General features: G+C 75.0%; 18 protein-coding genes. 10 read left to right on the forward strand and 8 right to left on the reverse strand.

Translation table 11 applies throughout. The features are described from left to right. Positions 1-18: 18 nt before the first annotated feature. Both xylB and QSK03_RS12175 read left to right on the forward strand, forming a co-directional pair. Positions 19-1,416: a xylulokinase gene (xylB, locus tag QSK03_RS12170; RefSeq protein WP_285652115.1), complete on the forward strand. Its 1,398-nt coding sequence runs from the start codon at positions 19-21 to the stop codon at positions 1,414-1,416. Positions 1,417-1,626: 210 nt separating this feature from the next. Then, positions 1,627-2,160, forward strand: a complete 534-nt coding sequence (locus QSK03_RS12175) for an Hsp20/alpha crystallin family protein (RefSeq protein ID WP_285652117.1) — start codon at positions 1,627-1,629, stop codon at positions 2,158-2,160. Positions 2,161-2,318: 158 nt separating this feature from the next. On the opposite strand, the gene QSK03_RS12180 is transcribed toward QSK03_RS12175, so the two are convergent. From QSK03_RS12180 to QSK03_RS12195, 4 genes are all read right to left on the reverse strand, one after another. Next, positions 2,319-2,726 carry an SCO6045 C-terminal-like domain-containing protein gene (locus QSK03_RS12180; protein ID WP_285652118.1) on the reverse strand — a complete coding sequence of 136 codons (408 nt, stop codon included), beginning with the start codon at positions 2,724-2,726 and terminating at the stop codon, positions 2,319-2,321. After that, complete coding sequence (locus tag QSK03_RS12185; RefSeq protein WP_285652121.1) at positions 2,723-3,565, reverse strand: MbnB/TglH/ChrH family RiPP precursor modification enzyme; 843 nt, start codon at positions 3,563-3,565, stop codon at positions 2,723-2,725. Before QSK03_RS12185 ends, QSK03_RS12180 begins: the two co-directional genes overlap by 4 nt. Next, positions 3,562-4,482, reverse strand: a complete 921-nt coding sequence (locus QSK03_RS12190; RefSeq protein ID WP_285652123.1) for a TIGR04222 domain-containing membrane protein — start codon at positions 4,480-4,482, stop codon at positions 3,562-3,564. The genes QSK03_RS12185 and QSK03_RS12190 overlap by 4 nt, the downstream gene beginning before the upstream one ends. 136 nt (positions 4,483-4,618) lie before the next feature. Then, positions 4,619-6,220 (reverse strand): DEAD/DEAH box helicase, encoded by a 1,602-nt coding sequence (locus QSK03_RS12195; RefSeq protein WP_502872164.1) that lies wholly within the window; start codon positions 6,218-6,220, stop codon positions 4,619-4,621. A gap of 197 nt (positions 6,221-6,417) precedes the next feature. Here QSK03_RS12195 and QSK03_RS12200 point away from each other — a divergent pair, with 197 nt between their 5' ends. Both QSK03_RS12200 and QSK03_RS12205 read left to right on the forward strand, forming a co-directional pair. Beyond that, positions 6,418-7,518, forward strand: a complete 1,101-nt coding sequence (locus tag QSK03_RS12200) for a M4 family metallopeptidase (protein WP_285652128.1) — start codon at positions 6,418-6,420, stop codon at positions 7,516-7,518. Beyond that, the gene (locus QSK03_RS12205) at positions 7,515-7,817 is read left to right on the forward strand and encodes a protealysin inhibitor emfourin (protein WP_285652130.1); all 303 of its coding nucleotides are present in this window, start codon (positions 7,515-7,517) and stop codon (positions 7,815-7,817) included. Before QSK03_RS12200 ends, QSK03_RS12205 begins: the two co-directional genes overlap by 4 nt. 11 nt (positions 7,818-7,828) lie before the next feature. Here QSK03_RS12205 and QSK03_RS12210 read toward each other — a convergent pair whose 3' ends face one another. Genes QSK03_RS12210 through ilvD form a run of 3 tightly spaced genes read right to left on the reverse strand, consistent with a single transcriptional unit; the run spans position 7,829 to position 10,773 of the window. Continuing rightward, positions 7,829-8,614: a hypothetical protein gene (locus QSK03_RS12210; protein WP_502872161.1), complete on the reverse strand. Its 786-nt coding sequence runs from the start codon at positions 8,612-8,614 to the stop codon at positions 7,829-7,831. A gap of 45 nt (positions 8,615-8,659) precedes the next feature. Then, entirely contained in the window at positions 8,660-9,088 is a 429-nt protein-coding gene (locus QSK03_RS12215) for a GNAT family N-acetyltransferase (protein ID WP_285652134.1), read from the reverse strand. Continuing rightward, entirely contained in the window at positions 9,085-10,773 is a 1,689-nt protein-coding gene (gene ilvD, locus QSK03_RS12220) for a dihydroxy-acid dehydratase (RefSeq protein ID WP_285652136.1), read from the reverse strand. Before ilvD ends, QSK03_RS12215 begins: the two co-directional genes overlap by 4 nt. Before the next feature lie 218 nt (positions 10,774-10,991). Between ilvD and QSK03_RS12225 the strand changes: the two genes are divergently transcribed. Together QSK03_RS12225 and QSK03_RS12230 are read left to right on the forward strand one after the other, a co-directional pair. Next, positions 10,992-11,423, forward strand: a complete 432-nt coding sequence (locus QSK03_RS12225; protein WP_285652139.1) for a hypothetical protein — start codon at positions 10,992-10,994, stop codon at positions 11,421-11,423. A 118-nt stretch (positions 11,424-11,541) separates the two neighbouring features. Continuing rightward, positions 11,542-12,096, forward strand: a complete 555-nt coding sequence (locus tag QSK03_RS12230; protein ID WP_285652142.1) for a YceI family protein — start codon at positions 11,542-11,544, stop codon at positions 12,094-12,096. A 34-nt stretch (positions 12,097-12,130) separates the two neighbouring features. On the opposite strand, the gene QSK03_RS12235 is transcribed toward QSK03_RS12230, so the two are convergent. Then, positions 12,131-13,186, reverse strand: a complete 1,056-nt coding sequence (locus QSK03_RS12235; RefSeq protein WP_285652143.1) for a YihY/virulence factor BrkB family protein — start codon at positions 13,184-13,186, stop codon at positions 12,131-12,133. A 177-nt stretch (positions 13,187-13,363) separates the two neighbouring features. Here QSK03_RS12235 and QSK03_RS12240 point away from each other — a divergent pair, with 177 nt between their 5' ends. The 4 genes from QSK03_RS12240 (at position 13,364) to QSK03_RS12255 (ending at position 15,989) form a co-directional block, all read left to right on the forward strand. Further along, the gene (locus tag QSK03_RS12240; protein ID WP_285652145.1) at positions 13,364-13,858 is read left to right on the forward strand and encodes an inorganic diphosphatase; all 495 of its coding nucleotides are present in this window, start codon (positions 13,364-13,366) and stop codon (positions 13,856-13,858) included. A 16-nt stretch (positions 13,859-13,874) separates the two neighbouring features. Next, entirely contained in the window at positions 13,875-14,405 is a 531-nt protein-coding gene (locus tag QSK03_RS12245; RefSeq protein ID WP_285652148.1) for a hypothetical protein, read from the forward strand. A 77-nt stretch (positions 14,406-14,482) separates the two neighbouring features. After that, positions 14,483-14,809: a putative quinol monooxygenase gene (locus QSK03_RS12250; protein ID WP_285652150.1), complete on the forward strand. Its 327-nt coding sequence runs from the start codon at positions 14,483-14,485 to the stop codon at positions 14,807-14,809. Positions 14,810-14,840: 31 nt separating this feature from the next. After that, positions 14,841-15,989 carry a DUF3500 domain-containing protein gene (locus QSK03_RS12255; RefSeq protein WP_285652152.1) on the forward strand — a complete coding sequence of 383 codons (1,149 nt, stop codon included), beginning with the start codon at positions 14,841-14,843 and terminating at the stop codon, positions 15,987-15,989. Positions 15,990-16,005: the final 16 nt, after the last annotated feature.

Here is a 16,005-nt window from a genome sequence, read left to right on the forward strand (position 1 = left end):
CGTGGGGATACTGCGGCCATGGCGCGTTCGGAGCGGTATGTCGCGGGGATCGACTCCTCGACCCAGGCCACCAAGGTCCTCGTCGTGGATCCGGCCGACGGCACGATCGTGCGGGAGGCCCGTCGCGGCCATCCCGACGGCACGGAGGTCGATCCGCAGGCGTGGTGGGACGCCCTGGCGGGCGCGCTCGGTGAGGTCGGGACCTCCGACGTCGCCGCCATCGGTGTCGCCGGCCAACAGCACGGGATGGTGCTGCTCGACGAGGGCGGCGAGCCGGTGCGCGACGCGCTGCTGTGGAACGACACCCGCTCCGCGCCGGACGCCGAGGCGCTGATCGAGGAGCTCGGCGGGCCCGACAAGTGGGCCGAGGCCGTCGGCACCGTGCCGGTCGCGAGCATCACCGCCACCAAGCTGCGCTGGACCTCCCGCGCCGAGCCCGAGGTCGCCGACCGCGCGCGGCGCGTGATGCTGCCGCACGACTGGCTGACCTGGCGGCTCTGCGGCTCGCCCGCCGAGGCGACCACCGACCGTGGCGACGCGTCGGGCACCGGCTACTGGTCGACCGTCACCGACTCCTACCGCCCCGACCTCCTGGAGATGGCGTTCGGGCGCGGGCTCGACGTGCCGCGGGTCGCCGCGCCCGGCGAGGTGGTCGGGCGGACCCCCGACGGGCTCGCCGTCTCGGCCGGCACCGGCGACAACGCCGGCGCGTCCCTCGCGATCGGGCCGGGGCCGGGCGAGGTGGTCGTCTCGATCGGGACCTCCGGCGCGGTGTTCACCGGCCACGACCGGCCCACCACCGACGCCTCGGGGCTCGTGGCCGGCTTCGCCGACGCGCGCGGCGGCTACCTGCCGCTGCTGGCCACCCTTAACGCCGCGCGCGTGCTCGGCGCCGGCGCGGCGCTGCTGGGGGTGGACCCGGCCGGCTTCGACGAGCTGGCGCGCGCCGCTGCCCCGGGCGCGGGCGGGCTGACCCTGCTGCCCTACCTCGACGGCGAACGCACCCCCAACCGCCCGGAGGCACGCGGTCGCTACGTCGGGCTGACCACGGCGAACGCCACCCGCGAGAACCTCGCCCGCGCGACCGTCGAGGGCATGCTCTGCGGGCTCGCCGACGCCGTCGACGCGCTCGCCGCGCAGGACGTGCCGACCCGGCGGGCCCTGCTCATCGGCGGCGGCTCGCGCTCCGGGGCGGTCGCGGACCTCGCGCCCGACGTCCTCGGCCTGCCCGTCGAGGTCCTCGCGCCCCAGGAGTACGTCGCCCTCGGCGCCGCCCGCCAGGCGGCCTGGGCGCTGCACGGCGAAGAGCCCGGCTGGACCGTCGCCCGCGAGACCACCCGCGACGTCACCGACGCCTCGATCTCCGAGCAGGTCCGCTCCCGCTACGCCGACGTCCGCGACGGCCGCGCCCCGTAGCCCGTCGCCCCGCCGTCGCCGTCATCGCACACGGGGTGTGCGAGCAATGCGGCTTTGCTGGCGTGTGACGCCAGGATCGCCACATCCTCGCTCGCGCGACACGCCGAGGCGAGAACTCCTCGAGACCGGGAATTGAGCGGACCCGACTCAGGTTGCATGAGTCGAGAGCCCGCAAGGCCGGGCTGCCTTCCCCATCGAGGAGGAACCACCATGAGCACCCTGATCCCCTGGGGCCCGCGCTTCGTCGACCCGTTCGCCGTCGCTCCCGCCCTGTTCCGCCGCCCCGGAACCGTTCGCCCCGCCGCCTGGTTCGCGCCGACCACCGACGTCGTCCGTGAGGGCGACGACGCCGTGGTCCGCGTCGAGCTGCCCGGCGTGGACGTCGCCAAGGACGTCACCGTCGAGGTCGACGGCGACCGCCTGACCGTCCGGGGCGAGCGCCGCGACGAGCAGTCCGGCGAGGGCTACCGGCAGAGCCGCTACGGCTCGTTCCGCCGGAGCTTCACCCTCCCCCAGCACGTCGACGCCGACGCGGTCACCGCGTCCTACGACGCCGGTGTGCTGACCCTGCGCGTCGCCGGCGCCCACGCCGAGCCGGCCCAGCCCGGTGCCCGGCGCATCGCCATCGACGGCGTCACCGCCCCAGAGCCCTCGGACGAGCCCACCGGCTCCAACGAGTCCGGCTCCGACGAGTCCGGCTCCGACGAGTCCGGCTCCGACGAGTCCGGCAGCGCCGCCGCCTGACGAGCGCCTCCTGACGCAGCGAACGAGCTGTTCGCTGCCTCGAGGCGCACGAAGTCCCCGTTGATCACGAGGTGATCAGCGATCCCAACGCCCGCGGCACCACCTCGGTGCCGCGGGCGTCGTCGTGTCCGGGACGGGTGAGCTCTCGGCGTGTCGCGTCACCGAGGATGTGGCGATCCTGGCGTCACACGCCAGGAAAGCCGCATTGCTCGAACACCCCGCCAGCCACGACCACGACGACCACGACGACGGCGGCGCGGGGAGGGTGGGACGAGGTCGGCGGCGCGGAGGAGGTCGACGAACGCCGTCGCCTCGTCGTGCAGCGACGTCCCGGTGCGCCGGGCGTGGGTCCGGATCCAGCCGTCGATGCGCGCGACGAGATCGGCCCCCAGCTGCTCGTGGACCTCCGCCGGGATCAGGCGCAGGAGCAGCCGGCGTCGTTTCGCGCGCAGGGCGTCGGCCTCGAGGGCCAGGCGCGCGGGGTCGAAGCCGGCCGGGGCGGGGCCGTCGGCGACGAGCGCGGCGAGCAGCGCGGCCTGGCGCGCCGCGAGGTCCTCGCGGCTCACGCCCGCACCCGCGCGTGCACCGACCGCAGCGCCGCCAGCTCCGCGGCCAGCTCGTCGTCGGGCGGGTAGCGGTCGTCGCGCTCGAGCAGGACCGCGGGCGGGCGGCGGCGCGCGCAGAGCTCGTCGAGCAGGTCGAGCACCGGCGGGGTCAGGGGATGCGCGTGGGTGTCGTGGTAGACGCCGTCGCGCTCGACCCCGCCCGCGGCGTGCACGTAGACGACACGCTCCAGCGGCAGCTCGTCGAGCACCTCGCCCGGGTCCTGGCCCAGGTTCACCGCGCTCGCGTGCAGGTTGGCGACGTCGAGCAGCAGCCACGCCCCGGTCCGCTCGCAGAGCTCGCCCAGGAACGCGCCCTCGGTCATCGCGTCGTCCGGCCACGCCAGCAGCGGCGCGATGTTCTCGAGCGCGAGGGGCACGCCCAGCTCGGCCTGGGTCGCGCGGACGTTGTCGACGACGACCGCGAGCGCCTCCCGGGTGCGCGGCACCGGCAGCAGATGGCCCGACTCGAGCCCGCCCGCCCGCACGAACGCGACGTGGTCGCTCGCCATCGGGGCGCCGAGGGCGTCGGCCACGGCGGCGAGGTGCCGGACGCGGTCGTGCCGCAGCGGCTCGGCGCCCCCGAGCGACAGCGACACCGCGTGCGGCAGCACGGGCAGGCCGCGCTCGCGCAGCACGCCGAGGGACGCCGGCAGCTCGTCCGGGTCCAGGTCCTCGGCCACGACCTCGACGAAGTCGACGCCCGGCAACCGCTCGACGGTCAGGTCGATCTCGCGGCGCCAGCCGATGCCGACCCCGACGGGCCCGCCCGGCAGCGCCGGCGCGTCCGGCGACGGGGTCATCCGCCGCAGCCCCCGCCGCCTCCGCCGCCGCACCCACCGCCGCCACCACCGCAGGACGAGCCGCACGACGACCCGCCGTCGGAACCGCCGCCGTCCCACCCGCCGCCCCCGCCACCGACCGGCGCGGCGAGCAGTCCGGCGAGCTGCGGGTCCGGGTAGGACGACAGTCCGAAGACCGCGACGAGCCCGGCCACCCCGAGCGACCCGGCGAGGACCGCCCCGGGAGCGCGCGCGTGCGCCGGCGCTCCGCCCTGGCGGCTCTGCATCTCCCGCGACCAGGCCTGCGACAGCGTCGCCTTCCCGCGCGGCGTGACGCGCCGGGTCGAGACGAAGAGCGTCGTGAACGCGACGACGGCGGCGATCACGACCAGGACGACGAGGAAGCCGACGGCCGCGTCGCGCGCGATGCCCGCCGCCACCCGGGCCACGCCGAGCACGAACACCGCCGCCGCCGCGCCGGTGCCGATCGCCTTCGTCCGGCGCACGGCGGCGGGGTCGTGCAGCAGGCCGCGGCGCTGGGCGCCCGCCTCCAGGTCGCGGACCGCCGCGGACGGCGTGGTCCGGGCGACGATCCCGGCGGTGGTGGACGGGCGCGCCTCGACCACCCCGACGACGGTCTCGTCGAGCTCGCCGATCGGGGGGCGACCCGTGAACGCGAGCCGGCGGTCGGTCGAGACCCGCAGGACACCACCCTCGACGAGCCGCGCGATCGCCGCCTCGACCAGCCGGCGCCGCCCGCCCGCGAGCAGGGCGAGATCCTCGACGCTCGCGTCCGGTACGGCGGCCTCGCCGTGGTCCCGGGCGCTGCGTCGGTCGAGTGAACGCCGCAGCACCGGCCCGACGACCGCGGCGGCCACGAGCAGGACCACGTACACGAGCAGGAACAGCGGCCCGGAGATGCCCCAGGTGGGTCCCACGACGACCTCCGGGTCGCGACGCACGGGTGTCACGCACGGGCGTGCGCGTGATCGCAGCGTCGCCCGGGACGACCGCAGACAGCAAGCGTCGCCACTCGAACGGCCCAGCAATCAGCTACTCAGGGTGAGTAGTACCTCAGCGGCGCCGGCCCCTCCCGGCACCCGAGCGCGCGGAGTGCGCCGCGGCGGAGTGCTGCGGGCTCGACGAGCCGGACGCGGACGCGGACGACCCGGACGACGCCGGCGCGCGGCGACCGCCGTGCGACGACGACGACGTCCCCCGGCCCGGCTCCGCGGGCGCTCCACCGCCACCGCCCCGTCGTCCGCCGCCACGGCGACCCGACCGGCCGGTGCCGGAGGCGCCACCCGAGCCCCCGCCGGACGCGCCGCCCGAGGCCCCACCCGAGGCCCCGGCGCCGCGGGGACCGCCGGATCCACCCCGCCGCGACGAGCCGCCCGAGCGCCCCGGACGACCCGAGCCCCCGGACCGGCTCCCCGCCGCGGGCTGCGGATCGGGCTTGCGGGCCGCGGACGGCGGCCCCTCCTCGGGCGCCACGCGGGGAGCGGGCTCGCCGACCAGGGCCGTGATCTCCCGGGCGCCCGGCGCCACGTCCACCGGCTTGGCCTTGATGCCGGCCTTCCGCGTCATCGACGCGACCTCGGCCCGCTCGGCCGGTGGCACCAGGGTCACGACGTCGCCGGCGGACCCGGCGCGCGCCGTGCGCCCGGAGCGGTGGGTGTAGGCCTTGTGCTCGGCGGGCGGGTCGACGTGGACGACGAGGCCGACGTCGTCGACGTGGATCCCGCGCGCGGCGATGTCGGTGGCGACGAGCACCCGCACGTCGCCCGCGGCGAAGCCGGCGAGGTTGCGGTCGCGGGCAGGCTGGGACAGGTTGCCGTGCAGCTCCGTGGCCGGGATGCCCGCCGCGGTGAGCTGGCGGGAGAGCTTGCGCGCCGCGTGCTTGGTGCGGGTGAACAGCATGCTGCGGCCGTGCCCGGACGCGAGCTCGTGCACCACCGCCGTCCGGTCGGCCGGGTCGACCGTGAAGACGTGGTGGGTCATGTCCGGGACGGGCTCCTCGGCGGCGTCGACGCTGTGCGTCACCGCGTCGTGGAGGAACTCGCGCACGAGCCGGTCGACCTCGCCGTCGAGGGTGGCCGAGAACAGCAGGCGCTGGCCGTCGCGGGGCGTGCGGCGCAGCAGGCGGCGCACGGCGGGCAGGAAGCCGAGGTCGCTCATGTGGTCGGCCTCGTCGAGCACGGTCACCTCGACGCGGTCGAGGTCGACGAGGCCCTGGTTGATGAGGTCCTCGAGACGGCCGGGGCAGGCGATCAGCAGGTCGACGCCCCGGCGCAGGGCCTCGGCCTGGCGACCCTGCCCGACGCCGCCGTAGACGACGGTCTGGCGCAGGCCGAGGATCTCGGCGAGCGGGGCGAGGGCGTCGCGGACCTGGCTCGCGAGCTCGCGCGTCGGCAGCAGCACCAGGCCGCGCGGGCGCTGCGGGACGGTGCGCCCGCCGTGCAGGCGCGTGAGCACCGGCAGGCCGAACGCGAGGGTCTTGCCGCTGCCGGTGCGGCCGCGGCCGAGCACGTCGCGCCCGGCCAGCGCGTCGCCGATCGCGGCGCACTGAATGGGGGTGGGCTCGGTGATGCCGCGCTCGGCGAGCGCGTCGACGACGGTGCCGGGGACACCGAGGTCGAGGAACGTCGGGGCGGGACGAGCAGACGTCGTCGGGATGTCGGGAACCTCTCCACGGGGAACAAGGGGCCGCGAGCGTCGGCCCGTCCGTCGGGGGAGGGAGACCGCGTGGTGCGCGGTGCGCTGACGACCCACGGGCGCCGGTGCGGCGCCGCGTACGGGCTCCAGTCTCCCAGAGATCGACGACGGCCGTGGCACGGCGGGGGGTGTCGGTCGTCTCGGGCAGACTGACCGGTGTGTCCGGCTGCCGCTGCGAGATCGCCCCGCCGTCGCTGCTGCTGGCCGTGGCCGAGCGCGGCGATCCCCGGGTCCGCGACGCGGCGCTGCGCACGCTGCTGACCTCCGCGGCGCTGCGCTCGCGACGGTCCTCGCTGGGGCCGACGCTGCGCCGGCTCGGGATCTCCCCCGCGGACGTGGCGTTCCTGCCCGCGCGGGCCCCCGCGACGGGCCCGGACAACACGGTCTACGACATGGCGGGCGGCGACGAGGGCTCGCTGCCGGGCCGCCGCGTCCGGGGCTCGGCCGACGCACCGGTCGCGGATACGGCGGTCAACGAGGCGTTCGACGGGGCCGCCAGCACCGCGGCGTTCTACCGGGACGTGTTCGGCCGCGACTCCATCGACGGCCGCGGGCTCGACCTCGTCTCGTCGGTGCACTTCGGGCAGCGCTACGACAACGCGTTCTGGACCGGCGACCAGATGGTCTACGGCGACGGCGGGGGCGGCGTCTTCGCGGCGGGCGCGCTGACGCGAGCGCTCGACGTCGTCGCCCACGAGCTCACCCACGGCGTCACGCAGTTCGCCGCCGCCCTGCAGTACCGCGGACAGAGCGGGGCGCTCAACGAGTCGTTCTCCGACGTGTTCGGCAGCCTGGTCGCGCAGTGGGCGCGCGGGCAGGACGCGCGGGCCGCGACGTGGCTGATCGGCGAGGGCACCCTCGAGCCCACGCTCGGCGGCGCCCTGCGCAGCATGATCGCGCCCGGGACGGCCTTCAGCGGCGACGACCAGCCCGCCGACATGGACGGCTACGCCGACCTGCCCGTCGACGACGACCCGCGCAACGACAACGGCGGCGTGCACGTGAACTCCGGCATCCCCAACCGCGCCTTCGCCGAGGCGGCCCGCGCCCTCGGCGGTCGCGCGTGGGAGACGGTCGGGCCGGTCTGGTACACGGTGCTCACCGACGGCCGCCTGCGTCCCACCGCCGACTTCGCGGCCTGCGCGGCGCTGACCGTCACGGTCGCGGGCGAGCGCTACGGCGAGGGCTCGCCGCAGCAGGACGCGGTACGCGGCGGCTGGGAGGCGGTGAAGGTCCGGTTGGCCGCGGACCCGCGGTGAGGGTCACCGTGGTCCGTTCCGGCGGGGTGGCCGGCATGGTCCTCACCGTCGACGTGGACGCCGCCGAGCTGGACCCGGACGCGGCCACGGCGCTCACCGTGCTCGTCGACGGGTGCGACCTCGTCGACGGTCCCCCGAGCACGGTCGCGGACGGGTTCGCCTACGAGGTCACCGTCGCCGGCGACGACGGGTCGGTGCGCCGCGCCCGGTTCGGCCAGGGCGGGGCGCCTCCGGGCGCCGACGCGCTGGTCGCGTGGGTGATCGACGGCTCCCACGGCACGCGCCGCCTCGGCCGCTGACCCCCGGCGGCTCACCAGTCGCCGAAGTCGAAGCCCCCACCGTCGAACATGCCGCCGCCGTCGAAGCCGCCGTCCATGCCCGGGTCCATCCCGGGGTCCATGCCCGGATCCATGCCCGGATCCATGCCCGGGTCCATGCCGCCGTCGAACCCGCCGCCCATGTCGGCGGCCATCACGTCGCCGCCGATCGCGGCGGCGCCGAAGCCGGAGAAGAGCGCGCTCGCGACCATCATCCCGCCGAAGGCGCCCACGCCGCCGAGGAGCATCGGCTTCCACCAGGGCTCGGAGTACCAGCCGGCGGGCACGGGGCGGCCGCCGACCATGCCGCCGGGGTAGTAGTGGTTGTTCTGCGCCGAGGGCTGCGGCGAGCCGGTGACGCTGCGGCCCTCGACATCGACGGACTGCTCCTCGCCGAGGCTGCCCGCGCGGGAGCGCTCGGCCGAGCCGGGGAGGTCGGGGCCGGGATCCATGCCCATCGCGGTGCGCGCGGCGCGCACGTAGTAGAGGCCCTCGAGCGCCGTGTCGCCGGCCAGCCGGTACTGCTGGGCGGTCTTGGCCTGCTCGAGCTGCGAGCCGGCGGCGTTGTACCGCTCGCCGGCGTCGGCGAGCGCCTGCTTCGAGGGGTCGTCGCTGCCGGTCAGGTTGAGGACCTGCCCGCCGAGACGGTCGTACCAACGCCGGGCCTCCGCCTCGGCGTCGCCGAGCTGGTGCTCCGCTGTGGTCCCCCGCCCGCGTCCCCGCGTGAGCACGAGGGCGAGCAGGCCGCCGACGACGAGCAGGATGAGCAGAATCTCCACGTTTCCCACTCTCCGCCCGGGTCCTGAGATGCGCCTGTGAGGGAGCTAGGGACGGCGCATCGGCACGTGCGGGATCCCGTCCTCGTCGTAGCCGGGGCCGTCGACCGCGAAGCCGAGGCGCTCGTAGAACCCCTGCGCCTGCACCTGGGCGCCGAGCACCACCGGCCCGTCGATGCCGCCGAGCACCGCCCGCATCAGCGCCGCCCCCGCGCCCGTGCCCCGGTGCTCGGGCGCGGTGACGATGCGACCGAGCCGCACCACACCCCCGCCCTCGTCGCCCACGCGCAGGTACGCCGCGACCTCGCCGCCGGGGCCACGGGTCCACACGTGCTCGGCGACCGCGTCGCGGCCGTCGAGCTCCTGGTAGGCGCACTCCTGCTCGACGACGAACACCCGCACCCGCAGGGCGAGCAGGTCGTAGAGCTCGGCGGGGGTCAGGTCGGCGAAGGCACGGCGGTTCAGGGCGGGGATCACGCGAACCCGACGACGGCCCCCTCGGCCGCCGAGCCGACCAGGCGCGCGTACTTGCCCAGCACCCCGGTGCGGTGCTTGGGCGGCGGCGTGGTCCAGCCCTCCGCGCGCGCCGCGAGCTCCTCGGGGGAGATCAGCAGGTCGAGCGTGCGGGCGGCGAGGTCGAGCCGGATCCGGTCGCCGTCGCGGACGAACGCGATCGGGCCGCCGTGGTCGGCCTCCGGGGCCACGTGGCCGACGCAGAGGCCCGTCGTCCCGCCCGAGAAGCGGCCGTCGGTGAGCAGCAGGACGTCCTTGCCGAGACCGGCGCCCTTGATGGCGCCGGTGACCGCCAGCATCTCCCGCATCCCGGGCCCGCCGCGAGGCCCCTCGTTGCGGATGACGACGACGTCGCCGGGCTGCAGCCCGTCCGGACCGGACGACTCGACGGCCTCCATGGCCCCCTGCTCGCCGTCGAAGACCCGCGCGGTGCCCTCGAAGGACGCCGTGTCGAAGCCCGCCGACTTGACCACCGCGCCGTCGGGGGCGAGCGAGCCGCGCAGGATCGTCAGCCCGCCGGTGGGGTGGATGGGGTTCGACAGCGGCCGCAGGATGTCGCCGTCGAGGCCCTCCGGGCGCAGGTCGTCGAGGTTCTCCGCGACCGTCTTCCCGGTGACGGTCAGGCAGTCGCCGTGGATGAGCCCGGCGTCGAGCAGGGCCTTCATCACCACCGGCACGCCGCCGACCCGGTCGACGGTGTTCATCATCCAGCGCCCGAACGGCTTGACGTCGGCGAGGTGCGGCACCTTGTCGCCGATGCGGTTGAAGTCGTCGAGGACCAGCTCGACACCGGCCTCCCGCGCGATCGCGAGCAGGTGCAGCACGGCGTTGGTCGACCCGCCGAAGGCCATGACGATCGCGATCGCGTTCTCGAAGGCCTCGCGGGTCATGATGTCGCGGGCGGTGTGGCCCCGGGCGAGCATCCCGACCACGGCGTCGCCGGAGGCGCGGGCGAAGCCGTCGCGGCGGCGGTCGGCGCTCGGCGGCGAGGACGAGCCGGGCAGCGACATCCCCATCGCCTCGGCGGCGCAGGCCATGGTGTTGGCGGTGTACATGCCGCCGCAGGCGCCCTCGCCGGGGCAGATCGCGCGCTCGATCTCGTCGACCTTCTCGCGGCTGATCAGGCCGCGCGCGCAGGCCCCGACGGCCTCGAAGGCGTCGATGATCGACACCTCCTTGCCGTCCACGGTGCCCGGCATGATCGAGCCGGCGTAGAGGAAGACCGAGGCGAGGTCGAGGCGCGCGGCGGCCATGAGCATGCCGGGAAGGGACTTGTCGCAGCCCGCGAGCGTGATCGTGCCGTCGAGGCGCTCGGCGGACACGACCGTCTCCACCGAGTCGGCGATGACCTCCCGGCTGACCAGCGAGTAGTGCATGCCGACGTGGCCCATGGAGATCCCGTCGGACACCGAGATCGTGCCGAACTCCATCGGGTAGCCGCCGGCGTGGTGCACGCCCTCCTTGGCCGCGGAGGCCAGGCGGTCGAGCGAGAGGTTGCACGGGGTGATCTCGTTCCACGACGACGCGACCCCGATCTGCGGCTTCGCGAAGTCGTCGTCACGCATGCCGACCGCGCGCAACATGCCGCGGGCCGCGGCCCGCTCCATCCCGTCGGTGACGTCACGGCTGCGGGGCTTGAGGTCGGCCATGAGGCGAACGTAACGCTTGTCGACCACCCGGGCCCGAGGCACACTCGCCCGCATGTCCGGGGAGACGCTCGAGCGGTTCTGGCCGAGCCGTCGCCCCGACGCGTACGACGAGCTCTGTCGCCGGGGCGCCTGACCGCCCCGAGGGATTCCTCGCGCCGGTCGCCAGGCGCCGTCCGCCCGTGCCGGACCCCCGCGACCACCCCAGGAGCTCGCCCGCCATGACCACCGTCGCCCCGCCCCGCGTCGTCCACCTCGACCCCGTCGACCACGGGCTCGTGACACCAGCCGGCGGTTCCCGCGACCTCGACGCCATGCTCGACCGGGCCCGGGCGGCCGAGGCCGACGGCGCCACCGTGCTCGTCGTCCCCACCGCCGGCGCCGACGCCCCGGCCCGCCACCACTGGCCGGCCACCGCCCAGGCGCTCGCCGTCCTGCTCGCGACGACCACGGCGCGGGTCGCGCTCGACGTCCCCGCCGCCGCCTGGGATCCGACGGCCCTGGCGCGCTTCGCCGCGAGCGCCTCCGGTCTCGCCGGAGGGCGCCTGGTGATCCGGGCCGTGGGCGCGGGCGCTGCGACGTTCGCCGCGGAGCTCTCGGCGCGCTGGCCGGGCGGCGTCGTCGTCGGTGACGACGACGCCGCTCTCGCCTGACCGCCCGCCCCGGCCGCGCGGAGACGGCCGTCACAGTCGGGCCTGATAGTTGACGTCTCAACAGTGAGTGCTACGCTGTGCCTTGAAAGTTGATGCTTCAAGTCCCACGGAGGACACGATGACCGAGACCGCCGCGCCGACCCTCGAGCTCGCGGGCGACTACCAGCTCGACCCCGCGCACACGCGCATCGGTTTCACCGCGCGCCACGCCATGGTCACGAAGGTCCGGGGCTCGTTCGGCGAGTTCCGCGGCACCGCGACGATCGGCGAGGACGCGTCGCTGTCGTCGACCGAGATCGTCATCGCCGCCAGCAGCCTGGACACCGGCCAGGAGCAGCGCGACGGTCACGTCCAGGGCGACGACTTCCTGGCCGTGAACGTCTACCCGGAGATCACCTTCCGTTCGACCTCGGTCGAGAAGGACGGCGACACCTACAACATCACCGGCGACCTGACGATCCGCGACACCACGAAGTCGGTGACCGTCCCGTTCGAGTTCACCGGCCTGGCCAAGGACCCGTTCGGCAACGTCCGCGCCGGCTTCGAGGGCGCCACCACGATCAACCGCAAGGACTGGGGCATCACGTTCAACGCCGCGCTCGAGACCGGCGGCGTGCTGGTGTCCGAGAAGATCGGCCTCGAGTTCGACGTCTCGGCGATCAAGGAGGCCTGAGCCTCTGGCGAGCCCGACACGGCCCGCGCCCTCCTCACGGGGACGCGGGCCGTCGCGCGTCCGGGGCCGGGTCCGGGTCCGGCACCACCGCGCCGCGCTGTTCCGGGATCTCCGGCGCGGGCTCGCCGTCGAACGTCACGTCGACGGTCTGGTGGTCCTTCTGCCGCTCGGACTCCGCGTAGAAGGCGTAGGCGCGCCGGTCGGCGGCGGTGGTGTCCCGGTCCTCGGGATACATGCTGAACAGGCTGCGCGGGAGCAGGCGCCGGGCCAGCACGCTGTCGAGCTCGGCGCAGAGCACGAAGACCGACCCGGCGAGGTAGAGCCAGGCCATCAGCCCGAGCACGATGCCGAACAGCCCGTAGGTGGCGCTCGCGCCCTGCAGCCGGGTGCCCACGAGCCACGTACCGATCGAGAGCAGCAGCTGCCACGTCACGCCGGCCACGACCGCGGCGATCCAGCGGTCGCGCAGGTTGCCGGGCCGGGCCGAGAGCAGGTGGTAGGCCAGCAGGAACAGGCCGATGTTGACGACGACGCCGGCGAGCGTGGCGACGGTGCCGACAAGCGTGCCGAGTCCCGTCGTCGCCCCCACCGTCGTGGCCAGCGCCGACAGCCCGGCGGTGAGCAGCATCCCGATGCCCACGATCACGATCACGAGCGCGCCCTTGCCGTAGGCGGCGTGGATGCTCGCGCGTTCCGCGCGCGGGACCGACCAGATCCGGTCGAGCGCGTGCTGGGCGGCGTGCATGACCCCGAGCGCGCCGTAGACGGCGACGAGGACGCCCACCACCAGGGCGGCCGGGTTCCCGGTGAGGGTGTGCACGTTGTTCTGGAGCTGGTCGCCGATCACCGGCACGTTGCGCAGCGCCGTGCTGAGGACGGCCTGCTGGGCGGCGGGGTCGCCGTGCAGGACGTAGCCGAGCACGGTGACCGCGAGCAGGAGCAGCGGGAAGAGCGACAGGAAGCCGTAGTACGCGAGCAGCGCAGCGAGGTAGGTGCCCTCGTCGTCGACGAACTTGTAGACCACCGCCACGGGCAGGGCCGCCCACCGGTGCCGGCGCTGGAACGCGTCGATCCGCCTCGAGAAGCCCACCGCGCCACCTCTCCCGACCCCCGCACAGGTGAGTACCCCGTTCGTGGCACGGCCGCAACGGGCACCTGGTGCGCGACCGATCGGACAGCCACGACCTGAGCGAGGGGTGGGCTGGTTCCCCTCGGATGCGACCGCCACACTGGCGGCCCCACACGCCGATCACCGGGAGGGTCCAGCGTGGAGTTCGACGTGCTGGTCGAGGTGCCGCAGGGCAGTCGCAACAAGTACGAGATGGATCACGAGACGGGGCGGCTGCGGCTGGACCGCACGCTGTTCACGGCCACGCGCTACCCCGCGGACTACGGCTATATCGAGAACACCCTCGGGCAGGACGACGACCCGCTCGACGCGCTCGTCCTCATCCAGCAGCCGACCTTCCCCGGCTGCCTGGTGCGCAGCCGCGCGATCGGCATGTTCCGCATGACCGACGAGGCCGGCGGCGACGACAAGGTGCTCTGCGTGCCCAGCGAGGACCCGCGCCTGGAGCACCTGCGCGACATCCACCACCTCGACGAGTACCACCGCATGGAGATCCAGCATTTCTTCGAGGTCTACAAGGCCCTCGAGCCCGACAAGACGGTCGAGGGCCACGAGTGGGTCGGGCGGGCCGCGGCCGAGAAGGAGGTCCAGGCCTCGCTGGACCGCGCCACGAAGGCGGGCTACCGGACGTGACCCCGGGATCGACACCGTGACCGAGCCCCCGGACCCGCCGCCGACCATCGCGACCATGCGCACGATCGGCATGGTCTGGCTGGTCGTCGGCGGCGTGGCGATCGTCGTCGGGGCGATCGCCACGGTGGCCGCGGTCGCCATCTTCGGGGTGCTCGCGGTGCTGCTCGGCGGTGGCCTCGTGGCCATCCAGCAGGTCCGGGCGCGGTCGGCGATCCGGGCGTCGCGGACGCTGACCAACACGCCGCCCCCGCCCGCGGCGCCGCCCCCGAACACCCCCGGACCCCGGCGCTCGGCGTCGGCCGGGCCCACCCCGGGGCCGCCCGACGGCAGCACCGGCGGGCCGTCCTCGACGGGCGACGACACGGGTGCCGAGGCGGCGGTCGGGTCGACGTCGGCCTCCGGGGACGGCTCTAGGGACGACGGCTCCGGGGACGACACCCATGAGGCGGAGATCGTGGAGGAGCGGGAGCCGTCGATCTCCGACGAGGAGGACGGCACCGGGTCGCGCAGCGAGGACGACGACCCCCCGGGATCCCGCCGCGACTGAACGCCCGTGACGCGTGACACCACCGGCCCTCGGGTAGGTGGTGGACGACGCCGCCGTCGACCCCAGGAGACCCCGCCGTGCCGACGCCCACCGAAGACGACCGCAACCTGCTCACCGTGATCGCCCACATGAAGGCCCTGCCCGGCAAGGAGGCGCAGCTGCGCTCGGAGCTCGAGCAGCTCGTCTCCCCCACCCTGGCCGAGGACGGGAACGTCAACTACGACCTGCACGTGGCCGTCGACGACCCGGGGACGTTCTACTTCTACGAGAACTGGAAGAGCCCGGGCCACCTCGAGGCGCACATGGCCAACAGCCACCTCGTGGAGTTCGCCGGCAAGCTCGACGAGTACCTCGTCGGCGGCGCCGACGGCCTGACGATCACGCAGCTGCAGCGCATCAAGTGACGCGGGAGACGGAGCGCAGCGGAGCTCGACCATGAGCTCCGGCGGCCCCTCTCCGCGCACGGTCGCCTCGGCGATGGCCGAGGCGGCCGCGGCGTGGATCGACACCCTCGACGCGGAGCAGCGGGCGGTCGGCGCCTGGGACTGGCCGGGCTCGAAGGCCGCCGACGCCGAGCGGGTGCGGTGGTTCTACACGCCGACCGACCACGGCGGCCTCACCGTCCACCAGCAGCGCCCCCACCAGCACCGCGCCGCGATGCGGCTGCTGGCGACCGGACTGTCGGAGGAGGGGTACGTCACCGCCTCGACGATCATGGGCCTGGAGAACGTCCTCGACCGCACCGAGGGCTTCACCACGGGGTTCGACCGCGACCGCGGCCGCGACCCGGGCATGTACTACCTGCGGGTCTTCGGCGACCCGACCGGCAACGGGCCCTGGTCGTGGCGCTTCGGCGGGCACCACGTGTCGGTGCACCACCTCGTCCTCGACGGCGAGGCGGCCGCGGGCAGCCCGTGCTTCCTCGGGGCCGACCCGATGGTCTCGCCGCTGCTCGGAGGCCGGGAGCTGCGCCCGCTGGGCGGGATCGAGGACTCGGCCCGCCAGCTGCTGCACGCCCTGGACGCCGAGCAGCGCTCGCGCGCCGTGCTGACGCCGACCGCGCCCGCGGACATCATCAGCGCCAACCGCGTGCGGCCCATCCCCGGCGACCGGCTGATCCCGCTGCCCGACATCTGGCGCGGTCACTTCGCGCAGGACCTCGAGGACCGGCTCTGGTCGATGCACGACGGCCTCGAGAGCCGGCTCGGGGTCACCGACACCGACCGGTCGGCCACCGAGCTCACCGCGACGCCCCGCGGGCTGCCTGCGTCGGAGATGACCGCCGACCAGCGGGAGATGCTGCGCGGGGTGCTGGAGACCTACGTCGGCCGGATGCCGCCGGGCGTCGTGGAGCGCGAGCGGGCCCGGTTCGACGGGGACGCCCTCGACGGCGTCGCGTTCGCCTGGGCCGGCGGGGCCGAGCGCGGTCAGCCGCACTACTACCGTCTCCAGGGCCCCCGGTTGCTCGCGGAGTGGGACCACACGCAGCGCGGGGTGAACCACGCGCACTCCGTGTGGCGCGACCCCGGCCACGACTTCGGGCTCGACCTCCTCGGCGAGCACCTCGCCGAGCACCACGAGTGACACCAATCGTGACGTC

Source organism: Actinomycetospora sp. NBRC 106375, from assembly GCF_030269665.1.
In the GTDB taxonomy this organism is placed as follows: Bacteria; Actinomycetota; Actinomycetes; order Mycobacteriales; family Pseudonocardiaceae; genus Actinomycetospora.